Genomic DNA, 17374 nt, shown 5'->3' with positions numbered 1-17374 from the left:
GGGGTGCTGGAGGACGGCAGGCTGCGCTTGTCCGGGCGTCGTTCGGATCTCATCCTGCGCGGCGGGGAGAACGTCTATCCCACGGAGATCGAGCACTCGTGCGCGGCGCCGGTCTCTTCGTCGGCGCGCAGGCCCGCCGCGCGCCCGATGCTCGGCGATCCGGCCGCGCCGAGTACCGTGACGGTGCTGCGGTCACCCGGCCGGAATGTCGTGCGCACGCCGACGGTCGCCTCCGGGCCGCACGTTGCGGCGGCCCGCGACCGGCAATATCGAACGGAGCATTTGTCATGAAGCTTGCTGTCATCCCGGGCGACGGGATCGGGCCCGAGGTCATCGCCGAGGCGCTCAAGGTGCTCGACGCGGTCGTGCCCGGCGTCGAGAAGACCGAGTACGACCTCGGCGCGCGCCGCTACCACGCGACCGGCGAGATCCTCCCGGATTCGGTGCTGCCCGAACTGAAGCAGCACGACGCGATCCTGCTCGGCGCGATCGGCGATCCGTCGGTGCCCAGTGGCGTGCTCGAACGCGGCCTGTTGCTGCGCACCCGGTTCGCGCTGGACCACCACGTGAACCTGCGACCGTCCAAGCTGTTCCCTGGCGTGACCAGCCCGCTGGCCGGCAACCCCGACATCGACTTCGTCGTCGTGCGCGAGGGCACCGAGGGCCCGTACACCGGCACCGGCGGCGCGATCCGCGTCGGCACCCCGCACGAGGTGGCGACCGAGGTCAGCACCAACACCCGCTTCGGCATCGAGCGCGTGGTGCGCTACGCCTTCGCCAAGGCGCAGGCCCGGCGCAAGCACCTGACGCTGGTGCACAAGAACAACGTGCTCACCTTCGCCGGCTCGCTGTGGCAGCGCACGGTGGACGAGGTCGCGGCCGAGTTCCCCGATGTCACAACGGCTTACCAGCACATCGACGCCGCGACCATCCACATGGTCAACGACCCGGGCCGGTTCGACGTGATCGTCACCGACAACCTCTTCGGCGACATCATCACCGACCTGGCCGCCGCCGTGAGCGGTGGCATCGGCCTCGCCGCCAGCGGCAACATCGACGCGTCCGGCACGAACCCGAGCATGTTCGAGCCGGTGCACGGCAGCGCCCCCGACATCGCGGGCCAGTCCAAGGCCGACCCGACCGCGGCGATCCTCTCGGTCGCCCTGCTGCTCAACCACCTCGGCGACGCCGAGGAGGCCGCGCGCATCGAGTCGGCGGTCGCGAAGGACCTCGAGTCTCGCTCCGGCACGGCGTCGACCGTGGAAATCGGCGACCGCATCGCGGCCACCCTCTGACCGTCGCCCAGGAAGGTCCCGTTTGCCACCTCCGGCAACGGGACCTTCCGCGTTCAGCCGTCCGCCCCGCCGGCGCGGGCGAATCCCGCGGCGGCCTCCCGCGCCCGCGGCGCGCTCGACCAGCGCTGTGTCACCGAATTCAGGTGACACAGCGACATCGAGTCGAGATCGTCCAGGCGATCTGCATGCGGAGTGCGGCCCTGTGGCGCGGACCCGGCAATCCTTCGACGCGCGAACCTAGGCGGGGTCGCGGGGAACCAGCGGGACCGCCGCGACGGCCGAGACCGCGGCCAGAAGGAAGGCGGCGGGGAAGCCGCTCGCGGTGATCAGGGCGCCGAACACGGGCGGAACCGCGGCCATCGCGAGGTTCTGCCCGGTGTTCTGGATGCCGAGGCCCCGGCCGCTCCAGTACGGGCCCGCGATCTCGGCGACCGCGGTGAAGGCCAAGCCGTTGTCGGAGACGGTGATCACGGACGCGGCGATCAGCAGCGGAATGGCGGCCCACCACCAGTGGGTCGACGCGGTCAGCGCCAGCGCGGTCATCGACAGCACGGCGGCGACGGCCACCGTGCGCAGCGGGCCCATCCGGCTGCCGACCCGATCCGACCACGCGCCCGCACCGATGCGGCCAAGCGCGCCGAGGATCTGTGTGACGGTCACCAGCGCACCCGCCGCGGCCAACGACCAGCCGACATCCCGGTGCAACCACAGCAGCGCGAACGTCCACACGGTGCCCTGCGGGACGACGAGCAGAACCGAGACCAGATGGATGCGCCACAGCATGGCGTTGTCGCGATAGGGATTGGCGCGCAACGCCGGATCGGCGGCGGCGCGATCGGGACGCGGCGGGTCCACGATGCCGGCCAGGCAACCCATGGCCGCCACACCCGCCATGAGTGCGGGAACGAGAATGGCCGCGGGTACACCGTGGGCGGAGGCGACGGCCGGAATCGCCAGCGCGCCGACACCGACGCCCAGCGGCTGCGCGGTCTGCCGGATGCCCATCGCCAGCCCGCGCCGCTGCGGCGGGAACCAGCCGACGATCACCCGGCCGCTCGCGCCGTTCGTGCTGGCCGCCCCGACGCCCCCGAGAAACAGCAGCGCGCCGAGGGCGATGTCGTTCGTCGTCGCCGCGGCGGCGCAGCCCGCCGCCAGCATCAGCAGCGGACCACCGACCAGCACCTTGCGTTCGCCGATCCGGTCCACCAGATAACCCCACGCGATCAGGGTGCACACCAGCCCGACGGTGGGCATGGCCACCAGCAGGCCCGCCGTCGCCAGCGGCAAGCCACGGTCGGTCAGCGCGGGCAGCAGGAACGGGACGCCGTGGATGAAGACCGCGCTGGAGGCCTGGGCGAACACGCCGAGACCGAGCATGGACCAGCGCCGAACCTCGTCGATCTGCGTAACGGTCGCCATCGGCCTCACCTCGGAATCTCATTATTTGGGATACAATTCCCATTGTGTGAACTTCGCTGCTCACGGTACACCCGGCGGCGGCTCGATTCGACGGTTGCGGTTGTCGGGCTGCTCACAGCGCGCGCCGCCGCCGGATCCGGGCGGATTCCGTACCACCCGGTCGGGCGCGTTCGAGCAGGTGACGGTGGGTCGATAGACTCCGGGCATGCGTCTAGGTCGAGTTGCCAGTCCCGATGGAGTCGCTTTCGTCAGCATCGAAGGCGACGGAAGCGACAGCGTGGCCAAGGAGATCGCGGAACACCCGTTCGGCACACCGACGTTCACCGGCCGCAGCTGGCCGCTGGCCGACGCGCGGCTGCTCGCGCCGATCCTGGCCAGCAAGGTGGTCTGCATCGGCAAGAACTACGCCGCCCACGCTGCGGAGATGGGTGGTCCCGCGCCCGCCGACCCGGTGATCTTCCTCAAGCCGAATACCGCGATCGTGGGGCCGAACGCCCCGATCATCCTGCCGCCCAGTTCATCTCAGGTCGACTACGAAGGGGAGCTGGCGATCGTCATCGGCCGCCCCTGCAAGGACGTGCCCGCCGCCCGCGCGCTGGACGTGGTGCTGGGTTACACCGCCGCCAACGATGTGACCGCCCGCGACCAGCAGCGCCACGACGGCCAGTGGACCAGGGGCAAGGGCTACGACACGTTCTGCCCGCTCGGTCCGTGGATCGAAACCTCCCTGGACCCTTCGGATCTGGAGGTCGTCACCGAGCTCGACGGTGAAGTGCGTCAGCGCAGCCGCACTTCGCTTCTGCTGCACGACATTCCGAAGCTCATCGAGTGGATCACCACCGTGATGACACTGCTGCCCGGTGACGTCATCCTCACCGGCACCCCGGAGGGCGTCGGCCCGATGCGGGAGGGCCAGCAGGTGTCGGTGACCGTCGAGGGCATCGGAACCCTCACCAATCCCGTTGCCGCCAAACGCTGATCGAAAGAGAGCCATGACTGAAGTACGGGTCCGATTCTGCCCGTCACCGACCGGGACGCCGCACGTCGGCCTGATCCGGACGGCGCTGTTCAACTGGGCCTACGCCCGCCACCACGGTGGCGCATTCGTCTTTCGAATCGAAGACACCGATGCCGCACGGGATTCCGAGGAATCCTACCGGGCGATTATCGACGCGCTGCGCTGGCTCGGCCTCACCTGGGACGAGGGGCCGGAGGTCGGCGGGCCTTACGCGCCATATCGCCAGTCGCAACGAAAAGAACTGCACCAGGACGTTGTTCGGCGTTTGCTGGAGGCCGGTGAGGCTTACGAATCGTTCTCCACGCCGGAGGAAGTCGAGGCCCGTCATCGCGCCGCGGGACGCGATCCGAAGCTCGGTTACGACAACTACGATCGCGACCTGACGCCGGAGCGGATCGAGGCGTACCGGGCCGAGGGGCGCGCCGCCGTCGTCCGGCTGCGGATGCCGGAAGAAGACCTGTCCTGGAACGATCTGGTGCGCGGGGAGACCACCTTCAAGGCGGGCAGCGTCCCGGACTTCGCGCTCACCCGCGGCAACGGCCAGCCGCTGTACACGCTGGTCAACCCCGTCGACGACGCGCTGATGCGGATCACCCACGTACTGCGGGGCGAGGACCTGCTCTCCTCCACTCCCCGCCAGCTCGCGCTGTACGCCGCGCTGCGCCGGATCGGGGTCGCCGATTTCACTCCCGAGTTCGGCCATCTGCCGTTCGTGATGGGTCAGGGCAACAAGAAGTTGTCCAAGCGTGATCCGGAGTCGAATCTGTTCGCCCATCGCGACCGCGGGTTCATCCCCGAGGGTTTGCTGAATTATCTCGCGCTACTCGGCTGGGGCCTGTCCGAGGACCGCGACGTGTTCTCCATGGCGGAGATGGTCGAGGCCTTCGACATTTCGAAAGTGAATTCGAATCCGGCCCGATTCGACCAGAAGAAGGCGGACGCGCTCAACGCCGAGCACATCCGATTGCTGGCTCCGGGTGATTTTGCCCACCGGCTGCGGGAGTATCTCACCGGACACGGCCATATCGGCGCCGAAATCGATGAAAAAGTGTTCGCCGCGGCGGCGGAACTCGTGCAGACCAGGATTGTCGTCTTGTCCGACGCTTGGGACCTTCTGCGTTTCCTGTTCGCACCGGCGGAGGAGTTCGCGATCGACCCGGCCGCGGGGGCCAAGAATCTCGGTCCCGACGCGGCTCAGGTATTGCAGGCGGCTATTACCGCTGTGGAGCCGTTGACCGAGTGGACCACCGAAGCGATCGAAGCGGCACTGAAAAAGGCGCTGATCGATGATCTCGGGCTGAAACCGCGCAAAGCCTTCGCTCCGGTGCGGGTCGCGATCACCGGATCGCATATCAGCCCGCCGCTGTACGAATCCTTGGAACTGCTCGGCCGCGACCTCACCTTGGATCGGCTGCGCGCGGCGCTGGACTGGAAGGAGACCGCCCAGACCGGCTCCGAAGGCTGAAAATATGGCTTTGACCAGGCGATTTGTAGTTAACCCGTAGCCGTTTGGTACTCTTCTTCTCGGCCCGGAACACGGTCTCGAGTCACCCAGACGCGAGGCTGAACGACCTGGTCATTGGGGTATGGTGTAATTGGCAACACAGCTGATTCTGGTTCAGCCATTCTAGGTTCGAGTCCTGGTACCCCAGCGGAGTGTGTTGTAAGACTTCGGTTCGCGGCCGAAATCCCTCAGCACCTGGCGATTTGGTCGCCGGGCCTCGGCCAGATAAACTAGCCGAGCCTCCTGATCGAAAGATCAACCACGGCGCTCCTCGCGACAGTGAGAAGCAGTCCTGGCCCCGTCGTCTAGCGGCCTAGGACGCCGCCCTCTCAAGGCGGTAGCGCGGGTTCGAATCCCGTCGGGGCTACACGAATGGAAGGCCCATGCTCATGGAGCATGGGCCTTTCTCGTTTCGCAGTGTCTTGTGATGGTGCAACCCCCACGCCCCGCCTGGAGGGCTTCGCCCCCGGACACTCGGCGAGGGCTTCGCCCCGCCTGGATGGTCGTGGTCCGGTGGTGTGGTCAGTGGCGGATCCGGGCCTAGGCGGGCGGCGGATCTCTTCGGAAGCTCGGCCTGTCGTTTGGTGGTACCTTGACTGTGCCGTATCTCACTCTCGGCCGATCGGGTTCGCGCTGGACCCCGTGGGCGCTGTCCGGCTCCGTATGAAGGGGCCATGATCCAGGTGTTCGGCGGGTACCAGCTCTGGTCCCGTCCCACCATGGGAACGCCGCCGAGTCATCGAAGGCAGAGCGGCATCCCATGCGACGTGCTCGTGTGGACCGATTCGCATGCTGCGGCAGTCGGCCCGAGTCTCGATCCGCAATGACCTGGATCGCACGGCAGAGAGCGTCGGAGCCGCCTGTGCGGACGGTCAGGATCGCCCACCGGCAGGATCGGGCAGCGCGGCGGTGGCGCCGAATTGCCCGTGCCGGGTCTTCCGGGTGCGGGACTGTTCGAGCCGTCCCGGTGAGTCCGGCAATCCAGCCGAGCCGTTCGCGGGAGATGGGGGCAAATGAGCGGCCCGGCTGCGCCGGTGGCAGCGGACGGACGCAAATCGGCCGCCGGGCCGTGCCGGTCGCGGGGGACGGACGCAAATCGGCCGCCGGGCCGTGCCGGTCGCGGGGGACGGACGCAAATCGGCCGCCGGGCCGCGCCGGTCGCGGGGGAGAGCGGCAAAAGAAAGGCCCTCCAGCGATCTTGCTGGAGGGCTTTCGCCGACTGTGCGGACTATCCGCTCTTGCGCCGGAATTCCCGCTTGTGGCCGACCGCGGAGTGCGCCGAGGACGCCTTCGACCGTCCGTCGAGGTGGTCGGCCGCGCGGGCGTTCTGCTGGTTCTTGCGCTCCAGTGCTTCCCGGAACTTGCGCTTCACCTCGTCGGCGCCGTTGGACTTACCCGAATCCGCCATCGCTGCTCCTCGTCGTCGCGGCCGCGCGCCGCGTCCTCGCGGGCGGCGGTGCCCGGCCGATTGCTGTCGAACACCCGACGCTAGCCCGTGCGAGGCGGTTGTGTCAGTTGGATTTCGCGCGCGTCGCGCGGCCCGATCGCGTTCGGGCCGGTCAGTCGAGTGCCTGCGCGGTACTGCCGCCCAGCGGCATCGCCGGAAGGCCGAGCTTGCGATGATCCCAGCTGCGCGTGCGCTCCGGCACGACGCGCACGGCGACCCGCTTGTTCAGCATGGCTTCGACCATCGGGCGCAATTCCTCGTTGTAGGGGCCGGTGTAGCGCTCCCATACGCTCACGCCGACGGCGAAGAGTTTCTCGGCGTCATCGATGATCTCGGCGCGGCCCTCGATCGAGACGCCCCGGAGTTGGTCGTAGGTGTCGCCCGCCTCGACCATGCAGGTGACCCGAGGATCGCGGCGCAGGTTCACCGCCTTCTGCGATTTGGCCTTGGTCTCGAACCAGATCTCGCCGTCGATGAGCGCGTACCACATCGCGGTCAGGTGCGGCGTGCCCTTCGGTCCGATGGTCGCCAGCGTCGCGATCCGGCTGCGCTGCAGGAACTCGGTGATCTCGGTGTCGGACATCACGATCTGTGCCCGTTGATTGACTCCCATGGGGCAACTCTAGAGAGTCCGGACTGAAACAGGTTACAGGCGCTTGTGCAGCGCCTCGGCCGCCGCGACCAGATCCGCCGCCCACCGCGCGCCCGGCCTGCGGCCCATCCGATCGATCGGTCCCGACACCGACACGGCCGCGACCACGGCGCCGCCCGCGTCGCGCACCGGCGCGGAGACGCTGGCCACGCCTGCCGCACGCTCGGCCGCGCTCTGCGCCCACCCGCGCTTGCGCACCTCGGCCAGCGCGCGTTCGCCGAACACCGCGTCGGCCAGGATGGTGCGCTGTAGTTCCGGGTCGGCCCACGCCAGCAGTACTTTGGCCGCCGACCCCGCGGTGAGCGGCAGCCGCGCCCCGATCGGCACGGTGTCGCGCAGTCCCACGGGAGGTTCCAGCGCCGCGACGCAGACGCGGGCGTTGCCGTCGCGGCAGTACAGCTGGACGCTCTCGCCGGTGATCTCGCGCAGCCGGGGGAGGATGGCCGACGCGGCCTCGAGCAGTGGATCGTTCGCGCTGGTCGCGAGCTCGGCGAGGGCCGGCCCCGGCCGCCAGGTGCCGTTGCTGTCGCGCGCGAGCAGGCGATGCACTTCCAAGCCGACGGCGAGACGGTGTGCGGTGGCGCGGGGTAGACCGGTGCGCGCGCACAGCTCGTTGAGACCCGAGGGATGCTCGGCTACGGCGTACAGGACCGCCACTGCTTTGTCGAGGACGCCGATGCCGCTATGCTGTCTCATAGAACGATACTAGCGTCTCGGATGTTGAGAAATCCACCTCCACGGATCCTTCCTCTCAGCGTTCGGACCAGGCGCAGCTATCCCAACTTGTGCAACCGTCGCCGCGTCGGAGTCCAGATCGCGGAACGGCTGCTTCGTCCGAAAGGTGATCGACAATGGCCGAACCGCGCACGCTGGCCGAGAAGGTATGGGACCAGCACGTCGTCGCTCGCGGGGAGGGCGAGGGTGCCTCGCGCGAACCGGACCTGATCTACATCGACCTGCATCTCGTCCACGAGGTGACCAGCCCGCAGGCCTTCGACGGACTGCGCGCGGCGGGCAGGCCGGTGCGACGGCCCGATCTCACGATCGCGACCGAGGACCACAACGTTCCGACGATCGATATCGACAAGCCGATCGCCGACCCGATTTCACGTACCCAGGTGGAGACGCTGCGGCGCAACTGCGCGGAATTCGGTGTGCGGCTGCACCCGATGGGCGACCTGGACCAGGGCATCGTGCACGTGGTCGGGCCGCAGCTGGGCCTGACCCAGCCGGGCACGACCGTGGTCTGCGGCGACAGCCACACCTCGACGCACGGCGCGTTCGGGGCGCTGGCGATGGGCATCGGCACCTCCGAGGTGGAGCATGTGCTTGCCACCCAGACCCTCTCGCTGCGCCCGTTCAAGACGATGGCGATCACGGTGGACGGCGTCATGCCGCCCGGCGTGACGAGCAAGGACCTGATCCTGGCCGTCATCGCGAAGATCGGCACCGGCGGCGGACAGGGCTACGTCCTGGAGTACCGCGGCGAGGCCATCCGGGCCATGTCGATGGAGGCCCGAATGACGATCTGCAACATGTCCATCGAAGCGGGCGCGCGGGCAGGCATGATCGCGCCGGACGAGACCACCTACGAATTCCTCAAAGGACGGCCGCACGCGCCGCAGGGAGCCGATTGGGACGCCGCGGTGGCCGCCTGGGAGGCGCTGAAGACCGACGAGGGCGCTGTTTTCGACGCCGAGGTGCACATCGACGCCTCCGAGCTGACTCCGTTCGTCACCTGGGGCACCAACCCGGGTCAAGGCGCCCCGCTGGGCGAGGCGGTGCCCGACCCCGCCGCCATCGCCGACGAGGTGGCTCGCGAGTCCGCGGAGAAAGCTCTGCGTTACATGGACTTGGAGCCGGGTACTCCGCTTCGACAAGTGCCGATCGACACCGTATTCGTCGGCTCGTGCACCAACGGACGCATTGAAGATTTGCGTGCGGTGGCCGGGATTTTGAAGGGACGTCATGTCGCCGACGGCGTGCGAATGCTGGTTGTACCGGGCTCGATGCGGGTTCGCGCACAGGCGGAAAAAGAAGGACTCGGGGAGATTTTCACTGCGGCGGGCGCCGAATGGCGGCAAGCCGGCTGCTCAATGTGCCTGGGAATGAATCCGGACCAGCTCGAGCCGGGCCAGCGTTGCGCGTCCACCTCGAACCGCAACTTCGAGGGCAGGCAGGGCAAAGGCGGCCGTACGCACCTCGTTTCTCCCCTCGTAGCGGCCGCGACGGCGGTCCGTGGAACTCTGTCATCGCCTGCGGATCTGGACTGACCGGCCCCGATTCCCTCAATCAAACCCAGGAGATTCGTTATGGAAGCCTTCACTGTGCACAAGGGCATCGGGGTGCCGCTGCGCCGCTCCAATGTCGATACCGATCAGATCATCCCGGCGGTCTACCTCAAGCGGGTGACGCGGACCGGATTCGAGGACGGGTTGTTCGCCGCATGGCGCACCGATCCCGACTTCATTCTGAACATCGCGCCTTACAACAGGGGTAGTGTCTTGGTGGCGGGTCCGGATTTCGGTACGGGATCGTCGCGTGAGCACGCCGTTTGGGCGCTGTCGGACTACGGCTTTCGGGTGGTCATCTCATCCCGGTTCGCCGACATCTTCCGCGGCAATGCGGGCAAGGGCGGTCTGGTCGCCGCTCAGATGTCACAGAACGATGTCGAAATGCTCTGGAAGTTGCTCGAGGAACAGCCCGGCTTGGAATTGGTTGTGGACCTCGAGGCGCGCACGGTGACGGCCGGAACCGTCGTGTTGCCGTTCGATATTGATGACTACACCAGGTGGCGTCTGCTGGAAGGATTGGATGACATCGGCCTGACGCTGCGCCGGGAGGACGCGATCGCCCGGTTCGAAAAGGCAAGGCCAACATGGAAACCCACTACCCTGCCTGCACATATTTCGCAGACGTAATCACCCCCGCCGGTTAGCTGGACACCCGGAGTTGCGGTAGCTGGACGTGTGCTAAACCACATGAATTTTGGCGTGGCACATAGACTCTTGCCCAAAGTGGGTTTACCGTGGTACCTAGTCGGTCCGACGACGGGCCATTAGTCTGCGGAGGATTCAATGAACAAGGCGGAACTGATCGACGTTCTGACCGAAAAGTTGGGTACGGACAGGCGCACGGCCACCGCGGCAGTCGAGCATGTGGTCGACACCATCGTGCGCGCGGTGCACAAGGGTCAGAGCGTCACTATCACCGGATTCGGTGTGTTCGAACAGCGTAAGCGTGCGGCTCGCGTCGCGCGGAACCCGCGTACCGGCGAAACCGTGAAGGTCAAGCCCACTTCGGTGCCCGCGTTCCGTCCCGGCGCTCAGTTCAAGGCGGTGATCGCGGGTAAGCAGAAACTGGCCGCGACCGGGCCCGCCGTCAAGCGCGGGGTGAATGCGCCGGTGTCGGCGAAGAAGGCGGCGGCGAAGAAGACGGCGGCCAAGAAGACCGCCGCCAAGAAGTCGACGCCGACCAAGGCGCCCGCCAAGACGACGGCCCGCAAGGCCGCCGCCAAGGCTCCGGCGAAGACCACCGCGCGCAAGACGACCGCTACGAAGACCGCTGCGAAGAAGGCGCCCGCGAAGAAGACCGCGGTCGCGAAGAAGGCTCCGGCCAAGAAGACGGCCACCAAGGCCACGGCAGCCAAGAAGACCACCACCGCTGCCGCCAAGAAGACCACCGCGAAGAAGACCGCGGCCAAGAAGGCCTCGACTCGCGGAAGCCGCTGATCTCGAGCCACCGCCGGATCGGCGCTGAATGCGTGGCCCCACGACTGGGCCCATTCGCCTCAACGTCGAGACGGCCCCGGGAGACACCCGGGGCCGTTTTCGGCTGTCCGCCTACCGAGACTTCACGGCCGTGGCCGCCACTCGGCGCCCGCCGACCCGCGCGGTGACGCGGGAGCTGCCGGTCTAATCCGACCGCACCACGTAGGCTGACAGCGATCGATCCAGATGGTCGGCGGCCACCAAGCGATGGCCGACGAACGACAGCACCCACACACTGCCCTTGCGATTGCGCGCCGACGGCAGCGCGACTCCATCGCGTTCGGCCAGCCATCCCAGCAGATCGGGGATCACCTTGCCCTGACTGCAGACGACACGAATGGCTTTGTCCGACACCAGGGCTCGAAAACGTTCCCGGGCGTCGTCCGGGTTTTCGGCGTACCCGGTCTCGGAAAGCAATGGCTCCTCGATGATTTCGACACCGAGTTTCTCCGCCAACGGCGCCACGGACTGCACGCAACGCAGTGGTGGAGCCGAATAGACCTCAGATGCGCCGAACGCCAAGAGGTTCGGCGTGAGCGCCTGTGCCTGCGCCTCGCCCTCGCGGTCGAGCGGACGCTGCTCGTCGGGACCGTTGAAGCGGTCCCTGCGGCCTGCTTTGGCATGCCGCACCAACAGCAGAGTGTCGGTGCGCGCGGGCAGCCGGGTGAAGGCGCGCACCACCTGCCGGTCCATCGGATACGACAGCTGGTCCATCACCCGATCCAGCGGATGCCAGCTGAGCACGTCCACCTCGGAGTTGACGGTGAACTCACCGCCCACCTGTTCGGCGGCCCAATAGTCGACCCGCTTCAGCTTGCGGTGGCCGGGGATCGGGTAGGTCACGTGGCCGAGGTAGCGGCCGAGCCTGCTCTCCAGCCCGGTTTCCTCCCGTACTTCGCGGACCGCGGCCAGCACCGGGGTCTCGCCCGGGTCGAGTTTGCCCTTCGGCAGCGACCAGTCCTCGTACTTGGGGCGGTGGACGATCGCGATCTCGATCGCACCCGAGGACGACTCGCGCCACAGCACCGCTCCGGCGGCGTGGATATTGGCGGTGACGCGGGGATCCCAGAACGGGCCCCCCTCTTGTTCGAACCCCGTTTTGGCGTTCACTGCTGATCTGGCCTCCGCAGCCGCATCAAGAACTCCTGATGGTCTCTGATCTTGTCCCCGTCGCCGGACACGCCCGGCGACGCCTGCCACGTGCCGTCCGGTTGCAGCACCCAGCAGCGCGTGGTCGGCGACAGAGCCGAGTCGAAGACCCCGCCGAGTTGTTCGGTCAACCGCGGATCCTTCACCTGCGCCATCACCTCGACCCGGCGATCGAGGTTGCGGTGCATCATGTCGGCGCTACCGATCCAGTACTCGTCCTGCGCCTGGAAGTGCAGGATGCGGGAATGCTCCAGGAACCGGCCGAGGATCGAGCGGACCTCGACGTTCTCGCTCATCCCGGGCACACCGGGGCGCAGGCCGCAGATGCCGCGCACCACGATCTGTACCGGCACGCCCGCCTGGGAGGCCCGGTACAGAGCGTCGATGACCTCCTCGTCGACGATGGCGTTGGCCTTCAGCCGGATTCGGGCGTCCTTACCCTCACCCGCCAGATCGGTCTCGCGCTGGATGCGCTCGATGATGCCGGAGCGCACGCTGTGCGGGGCGACGAGCAGATTGCGGTAGTTCTCTTTCCGCGAGTAACCGGTCAGCGAATTGAACAGGTCGGTCAGGTCGGCGCCGATTTCGGGTGCGGCGGTGAGCAATCCGACGTCCTCGTAGAGGCGCGCGGTCTTCGGGTTGTAGTTGCCGGTGCCGATGTGGCAGTAGCGCCGGATGGTGGCGCCCTCGCGGCGCACCACCAGGCAGGTCTTGCAGTGGGTCTTCAGGCCGATGAGGCCGTACACCACGTGCACGCCGGCCTGTTCCAGCGCGCGGGCCCATTTGATGTTCGCCTGCTCGTCGAAGCGCGCCTTGATCTCGACCAGGGCGACCACCTGCTTGCCCGCCTCGGCGGCGTCGATGAGCGCGTTGACGATCGGGGAGTCACCGGAGGTGCGGTACAGCGTCTGCTTGATGGCGAGCACCTGCGGGTCGGCGGCGGCCTGTTCGATGAACCGCTGCACGCTGGTGGAGAACGAGTCGTACGGATGGTGCACCAGCACGTCACCCTCGCGCAGCGCGGCGAAGACGTTGCGCGGCGTCTCGCGCTCGCCGAACGCGGGCGGGGTCGCGGGAACGTACGGAGTGTCCTTCAGATTCGGCCGGTCGACGCCGTACACCTGCCAGAGGCAGGACAGGTCGAGCAGGCCGGGCACCTGGATGACGTCGTCGGGGTCGACGTCCAACTCGCGGAGGAGCAGATCGAGCATGTGCTCGGTCATATCGTCGGACACCTCTAGTCGCACCGGCGAACCGAACCGCCGCCGGGCCAGTTCCCGCTCCAGCGCCTGGAGCAGGTCCTCGTCGCGATCCTCGTCGACTTCGAAGTCCGCGTTGCGGGTGATCCGGAACGAGTGGTGCTCGACCACCTCCATGCCGGGGAACAACAGGTCCAAGTGCGCGGCGATGAGCGCTTCCATCGGCAGGAAAGCCGCGATCGGGGAGCCGGAGTCGGTGCGGCGCACACGGACGAACCGGTCGACGTTGTCGGGGACCTTGACGCGGGCGAAGTGCTCGCCGCCGGTCGCGGAATCCTTTACCGTCACCGCGAGGTTGAGACTCAGCCCGCTGATGTAGGGGAAGGGGTGCGCCGGATCGACCGCGAGCGGGGTGAGGACCGGGAAGACCTGATCCTGGAAGTAACCCGAAAGGCGACTGCGTTCGTCCTCGTCCAGATCGCTCCAGTCGATGATCGCGATGCCCTCGGCGGTCAACGCGGGCAGCACGCTGTCGAGGAAGACGCGGGCATGCCGCACCGCGATCTCCTGGGTGCGCGCGGCGATCAGTTCCAACTGCTCGCCGGGGGAGCGACCGTCAGCCGAGCGCACCAGCAGGCCGGTCTCGGCGCGGCGTTTCAGCCCGGCCACCCGCACCATGTAGAACTCGTCGAGATTGGACGCGAAGATCGCCAGGAACTTCGCACGCTCCAGCAACGGCAGCGACTCGTCCTCGGCGAGGGCGAGCACGCGGGCGTTGAAGTCCAGCCAGCTCAATTCGCGATTGAGGTAGCGATCGCGTGGCAACCGCGCCGCCGACGAGTCGGCGGACAAGGGTGTCGCCGCTGGGGGTGGCGTGGGAAGCAACGGCTGCTGCTTGACGGTTTCCGTATCGCTCACGTCACCGATCATCCCCTACCGGAGAGGTCGTGTGCATCCCGCGACCGTGATCGTCATGTGTCTCACGCCACCACGGCGACCGGCTAGCACACGTGTGGAACGTGTTCGTGAACGCCGCCCGGCCAGCCGATGTCGTGCAGGACAGCACGCGTCGCGTTTCCGGCCCCGAGTGCCACCGCGCGGTCCAGATCGGCGGGAGTGTCGACGTCCAAGCGCAGGCCCGGCCAGTCCCCGGTGAGATCGAACGCGCCCGCGTCGATATGGCTGCGTGCCGACCCGGGACCGAAACGGGGATCGAGCGCGGCGACCGGGTCGCGAACCACGAGCGCGGCGGTGCCGCTGCCCTCGTGATCGATCACGATCGAGCGCAACCCGCGCGGGGCGGCGGCGAGCATGTCCGACAGTTCTTCCGGACGCAGCGCGGGCAGATCCGCCTGCAAAGCGAGCAGATCGATCGGGCCGTGCGCGCCGCGCAACGCGGCGGCGGTGGCGGCGAGCGCGGTGTTCAGCCCGTCGGCGTGCCGCTGACGCGGTTCCGGATGGACTTCCGCGCCCAACGTGCGGGCCAGGTCCGCGACGGCGGGGTCGGGCGTGACCACGGTGACCGATACGACCTCGCCGACCGCCGCGGTGGCGGTCACGGTGTCGGCGAGCATGGCCAACACCAACCGGGCCCGGTGCTCCGGGCGCAGCCGGTCGGCCAGTCGGCTCTTGGCCTGATCGAGGCTCTTGACCGCGATCACGGCATGCACGGCGTGCGGGCGCATGCGAGCAATCCTTCCATGGCATATTGGGCTGATGACGAGGGCGGCAGTGCTGGGCGCGGGATCGTGGGGCACCGCGTTCGCGAAGGTGTTGGCGGACGCGGGAACCGAGGTCACGATCTGGGCCCGGCGGCCCGAGGTCGCCGCGACGCTGGCCTCCGAACATCGCAATCCCGATTACCTGTCGGATATTCCGCTGCCGCCGGTCGCGGCCACCCACGACCCGGCGGTGGCGCTGGACGGAGCGGACATCGTCGTGCTGGCGGTGCCGTCGCAGTCGCTGCGGGCCAACCTCGCGGAGTGGAAGGGGTTGATCCCCGGCGACGCCACGCTGCTGAGTCTGGCGAAAGGCATCGAGACCAGGACGCTGCTGCGGATGAGCCAGGTGATCGAGGAGGTCACCGGGGCCGATCCGAGCCGGATCGCGGTGCTTTCCGGACCGAACCTGGCGCGCGAGATCGCGGTGGGCCAGCCTGCCGCGACCGTGGTCGCCTGCTCGGACAACGATCGCGCGGTGGCGGTGCAGCACGCCTGCGCGACCGGATACTTCCGTCCCTACACCAACACCGACGTGGTCGGCTGCGAGATCGGCGGCGCTTGCAAGAACGTCATCGCGCTCGCCTGCGGCATCGCGTCGGGAATGGGGCTCGGCGACAACTCGATCGCCAGCCTGATCACCCGCGGTCTCGCCGAGATCATCCGGCTCGGGGTGGCCCTCGGCGCGGAGCCGGTGACGCTCGCGGGTCTGGCCGGCGTCGGAGACCTGGTCGCCACCTGTACCTCCCCGTTGTCGCGCAACCGGTCGTTCGGGCGCGTGCTCGGCGCGGGCGGATCCATGGACGCCGCCCAGTCGGCCACTCATGGCCAGGTCGCCGAGGGTGTGAAGTCCTGCACATCGGTGCGTGCGCTGGCCGAGCGGCACGGCGTCGAGATGCCGCTGACCACCGCGGTGCATCAGGTCTGTCACGAAGGGCTCTCCGTGCGCGAAGCCGTCGGCAACCTGCTCGGGCGGCGGATGAAGCCCGAGTGAGCCCGCTCCGCCCCGGCGGGAGTGTCCGGGACGGTCAGCGGTGGGAGTGCGCATCGAAACGGGTACGGTTCGGGGCATGACGAACCGGATCAGGGTGGCTGTGGTGTTCGGCGGGCGCAGTAACGAGCACGCCGTGTCCTGCGTATCGGCCGGTAGCGTGCTTCGCCACCTGGATCAGGAGAAGTACGAGGTCGTGCCGATCGGCATCACCACGGAAGGCCGCTGGGTGCTCGGCGGTTCGGAGGTGGCCGCGCTCGGCATCCACGATCGCGCACTGCCGTCGGTGGACGCCACCGGCACGGCATTGACCCTGGCCGCGGACCCCAGCCGCCCCGGGGCGCTGATCGCGCTCGACGATCCCGGCGCGGCGCTCGGCTCGGTCGATGTGGTGTTCCCGATCCTGCACGGACCGTTCGGCGAGGACGGCACCCTGCAAGGGATGCTGGAACTCGCCGGAATTCCCTACGTCGGCCCCGGCGTGCTGGCCAGCGCCGCGGGCATGGACAAGGAGTTCACCAAAAAACTGCTCGCGGCGGAGGGGCTGCCGATCGGCACGCAGGTGGTGTTGCGGCCCGGCACCGCGACGGTCACCGAGGAAGACCGGCTGCGCCTGGGTCTGCCCGTGTTCGTCAAACCGGCCCGTGGCGGCTCATCGATCGGCATCACCCGGGTCACCGACTGGAACGAGCTGGACGCGGCCATCGCCGTGGCGCGCGCGCATGATCCGAAGGTGATCGTCGAAGCGGGCATTGTCGGGCGTGAGGTGGAGTGCGGGGTCCTGGAATACCCGGACGGCCGGGTCGCGGCGAGCGTGGTGGCGGAGATCCGGATGCCGGAGACCGGCGTCACCGTCGACGGACCCGCGTTCTACGACTTCGACACGAAGTACCTCGACGACGTCTGCGAATTCGACGTTCCCGCGAAACTGAACGACGAGGTGTCCGACCGGATCCGGGAATTGGCCGTGCGTGCCTTCCAGGCTCTCGACTGCCAGGGACTGGCGCGGGTCGATTTCTTCGTCACCGAGCAGGGGCCGGTCATCAACGAGATCAACACGATGCCGGGATTCACCGCCATCTCCATGTATCCGCGCATGTGGGAGGCCACCGGCATCGACTATGCCGCACTCGTCTCCACGCTCATCGAGACCGCGCTCGTTCGCGGCACCGGGTTGCGTTAGGGCCTGCCGTCGTCGGGTGCGCCCCAGGT

At 68.0% G+C, this 17374-nt stretch carries 15 protein-coding genes, 2 tRNA genes and 1 pseudogene; 11 read left to right on the top strand and 7 right to left on the bottom strand.

Annotated features, from left to right (window positions below; all coding sequences use genetic code 11):
* A pseudogene (locus AB0L97_RS10460) lies at positions 1–291 on the top strand (hypothetical protein); the annotation flags it as partial.
* Positions 288–1295, top strand: coding sequence for a 3-isopropylmalate dehydrogenase (locus AB0L97_RS10455; RefSeq protein ID WP_355069789.1), 1008 nt, complete (start codon positions 288–290; stop codon positions 1293–1295). The pseudogene AB0L97_RS10460 and the gene AB0L97_RS10455, both read left to right, overlap by 4 nt.
* Before the next feature lie 237 nt (positions 1296–1532).
* Here AB0L97_RS10455 and AB0L97_RS10450 read toward each other — a convergent pair whose 3' ends face one another.
* Positions 1533–2714, bottom strand: a complete 1182-nt coding sequence (locus AB0L97_RS10450; RefSeq protein WP_355069791.1) for an MFS transporter — start codon at positions 2712–2714, stop codon at positions 1533–1535.
* A gap of 205 nt (positions 2715–2919) precedes the next feature.
* Between AB0L97_RS10450 and AB0L97_RS10445 the strand changes: the two genes are divergently transcribed.
* The 4 genes from AB0L97_RS10445 to AB0L97_RS10430 all read left to right on the top strand — a co-directional run bounded on the left by AB0L97_RS10445 (position 2920) and on the right by AB0L97_RS10430 (position 5603).
* On the top strand, positions 2920–3693 hold the full coding sequence (locus AB0L97_RS10445; protein ID WP_364427337.1) for a fumarylacetoacetate hydrolase family protein: 774 nt from the start codon (positions 2920–2922) through the stop codon (positions 3691–3693).
* Positions 3694–3706: 13 nt separating this feature from the next.
* Positions 3707–5197, top strand: coding sequence for a glutamate--tRNA ligase (gltX, locus tag AB0L97_RS10440; RefSeq protein WP_356961234.1), 1491 nt, complete (start codon positions 3707–3709; stop codon positions 5195–5197).
* A gap of 115 nt (positions 5198–5312) precedes the next feature.
* Positions 5313–5384, top strand: a tRNA-Gln gene (locus tag AB0L97_RS10435).
* A gap of 146 nt (positions 5385–5530) precedes the next feature.
* Positions 5531–5603 (top strand) — tRNA-Glu (locus AB0L97_RS10430).
* An 861-nt stretch (positions 5604–6464) separates the two neighbouring features.
* On the opposite strand, the gene AB0L97_RS10425 is transcribed toward AB0L97_RS10430, so the two are convergent.
* The 3 genes from AB0L97_RS10425 to AB0L97_RS10415 form a co-directional block, all read right to left on the bottom strand.
* Positions 6465–6644: a DUF5302 domain-containing protein gene (locus AB0L97_RS10425; RefSeq protein ID WP_355069796.1), complete on the bottom strand. Its 180-nt coding sequence runs from the start codon at positions 6642–6644 to the stop codon at positions 6465–6467.
* A 151-nt stretch (positions 6645–6795) separates the two neighbouring features.
* Positions 6796–7296, bottom strand: a complete 501-nt coding sequence (locus AB0L97_RS10420) for a PPOX class F420-dependent oxidoreductase (protein WP_356961235.1) — start codon at positions 7294–7296, stop codon at positions 6796–6798.
* Between the two features lie 33 nt (positions 7297–7329).
* On the bottom strand, positions 7330–8031 hold the full coding sequence (locus AB0L97_RS10415) for an IclR family transcriptional regulator (protein ID WP_355069799.1): 702 nt from the start codon (positions 8029–8031) through the stop codon (positions 7330–7332).
* Between the two features lie 155 nt (positions 8032–8186).
* Here AB0L97_RS10415 and leuC point away from each other — a divergent pair, with 155 nt between their 5' ends.
* From leuC to AB0L97_RS10400, 3 genes are all read left to right on the top strand, one after another.
* Complete coding sequence (gene leuC, locus AB0L97_RS10410; RefSeq protein WP_355069800.1) at positions 8187–9608, top strand: 3-isopropylmalate dehydratase large subunit; 1422 nt, start codon at positions 8187–8189, stop codon at positions 9606–9608.
* 39 nt (positions 9609–9647) lie between these two features.
* On the top strand, positions 9648–10256 hold the full coding sequence (leuD, locus tag AB0L97_RS10405; RefSeq protein WP_356961237.1) for a 3-isopropylmalate dehydratase small subunit: 609 nt from the start codon (positions 9648–9650) through the stop codon (positions 10254–10256).
* Between the two features lie 156 nt (positions 10257–10412).
* On the top strand, positions 10413–11066 hold the full coding sequence (locus AB0L97_RS10400) for an HU family DNA-binding protein (RefSeq protein ID WP_364427328.1): 654 nt from the start codon (positions 10413–10415) through the stop codon (positions 11064–11066).
* A 183-nt stretch (positions 11067–11249) separates the two neighbouring features.
* On the opposite strand, the gene AB0L97_RS10395 is transcribed toward AB0L97_RS10400, so the two are convergent.
* From AB0L97_RS10395 to cofC, 3 genes are all read right to left on the bottom strand, one after another.
* Entirely contained in the window at positions 11250–12215 is a 966-nt protein-coding gene (locus tag AB0L97_RS10395) for a bifunctional NUDIX hydrolase/histidine phosphatase family protein (RefSeq protein WP_356961239.1), read from the bottom strand.
* Complete coding sequence (locus AB0L97_RS10390) at positions 12212–14383, bottom strand: RNA degradosome polyphosphate kinase (RefSeq protein WP_355069805.1); 2172 nt, start codon at positions 14381–14383, stop codon at positions 12212–12214. Before AB0L97_RS10390 ends, AB0L97_RS10395 begins: the two co-directional genes overlap by 4 nt.
* Positions 14384–14454: 71 nt before the next feature.
* Positions 14455–15138 (bottom strand): 2-phospho-L-lactate guanylyltransferase, encoded by a 684-nt coding sequence (cofC, locus tag AB0L97_RS10385; protein ID WP_364427323.1) that lies wholly within the window; start codon positions 15136–15138, stop codon positions 14455–14457.
* Between the two features lie 31 nt (positions 15139–15169).
* Here cofC and AB0L97_RS10380 point away from each other — a divergent pair, with 31 nt between their 5' ends.
* Both AB0L97_RS10380 and AB0L97_RS10375 read left to right on the top strand, forming a co-directional pair.
* Positions 15170–16165, top strand: a complete 996-nt coding sequence (locus tag AB0L97_RS10380) for an NAD(P)H-dependent glycerol-3-phosphate dehydrogenase (protein WP_364427320.1) — start codon at positions 15170–15172, stop codon at positions 16163–16165.
* 76 nt (positions 16166–16241) lie between these two features.
* Positions 16242–17345 carry a D-alanine--D-alanine ligase family protein gene (locus AB0L97_RS10375; RefSeq protein WP_364427317.1) on the top strand — a complete coding sequence of 368 codons (1104 nt, stop codon included), beginning with the start codon at positions 16242–16244 and terminating at the stop codon, positions 17343–17345.
* The last annotated feature ends 29 nt before the right edge of the window (positions 17346–17374 follow it).

Source organism: Nocardia sp. NPDC051911, from assembly GCF_040681035.1.
In the GTDB taxonomy this organism is placed as follows: Bacteria; Actinomycetota; Actinomycetes; order Mycobacteriales; family Mycobacteriaceae; genus Nocardia; species Nocardia sichangensis.
The sequence above is the reverse complement of the archived record's forward strand: the minus strand, read 5'-3'. Positions and strand labels throughout refer to the sequence as shown.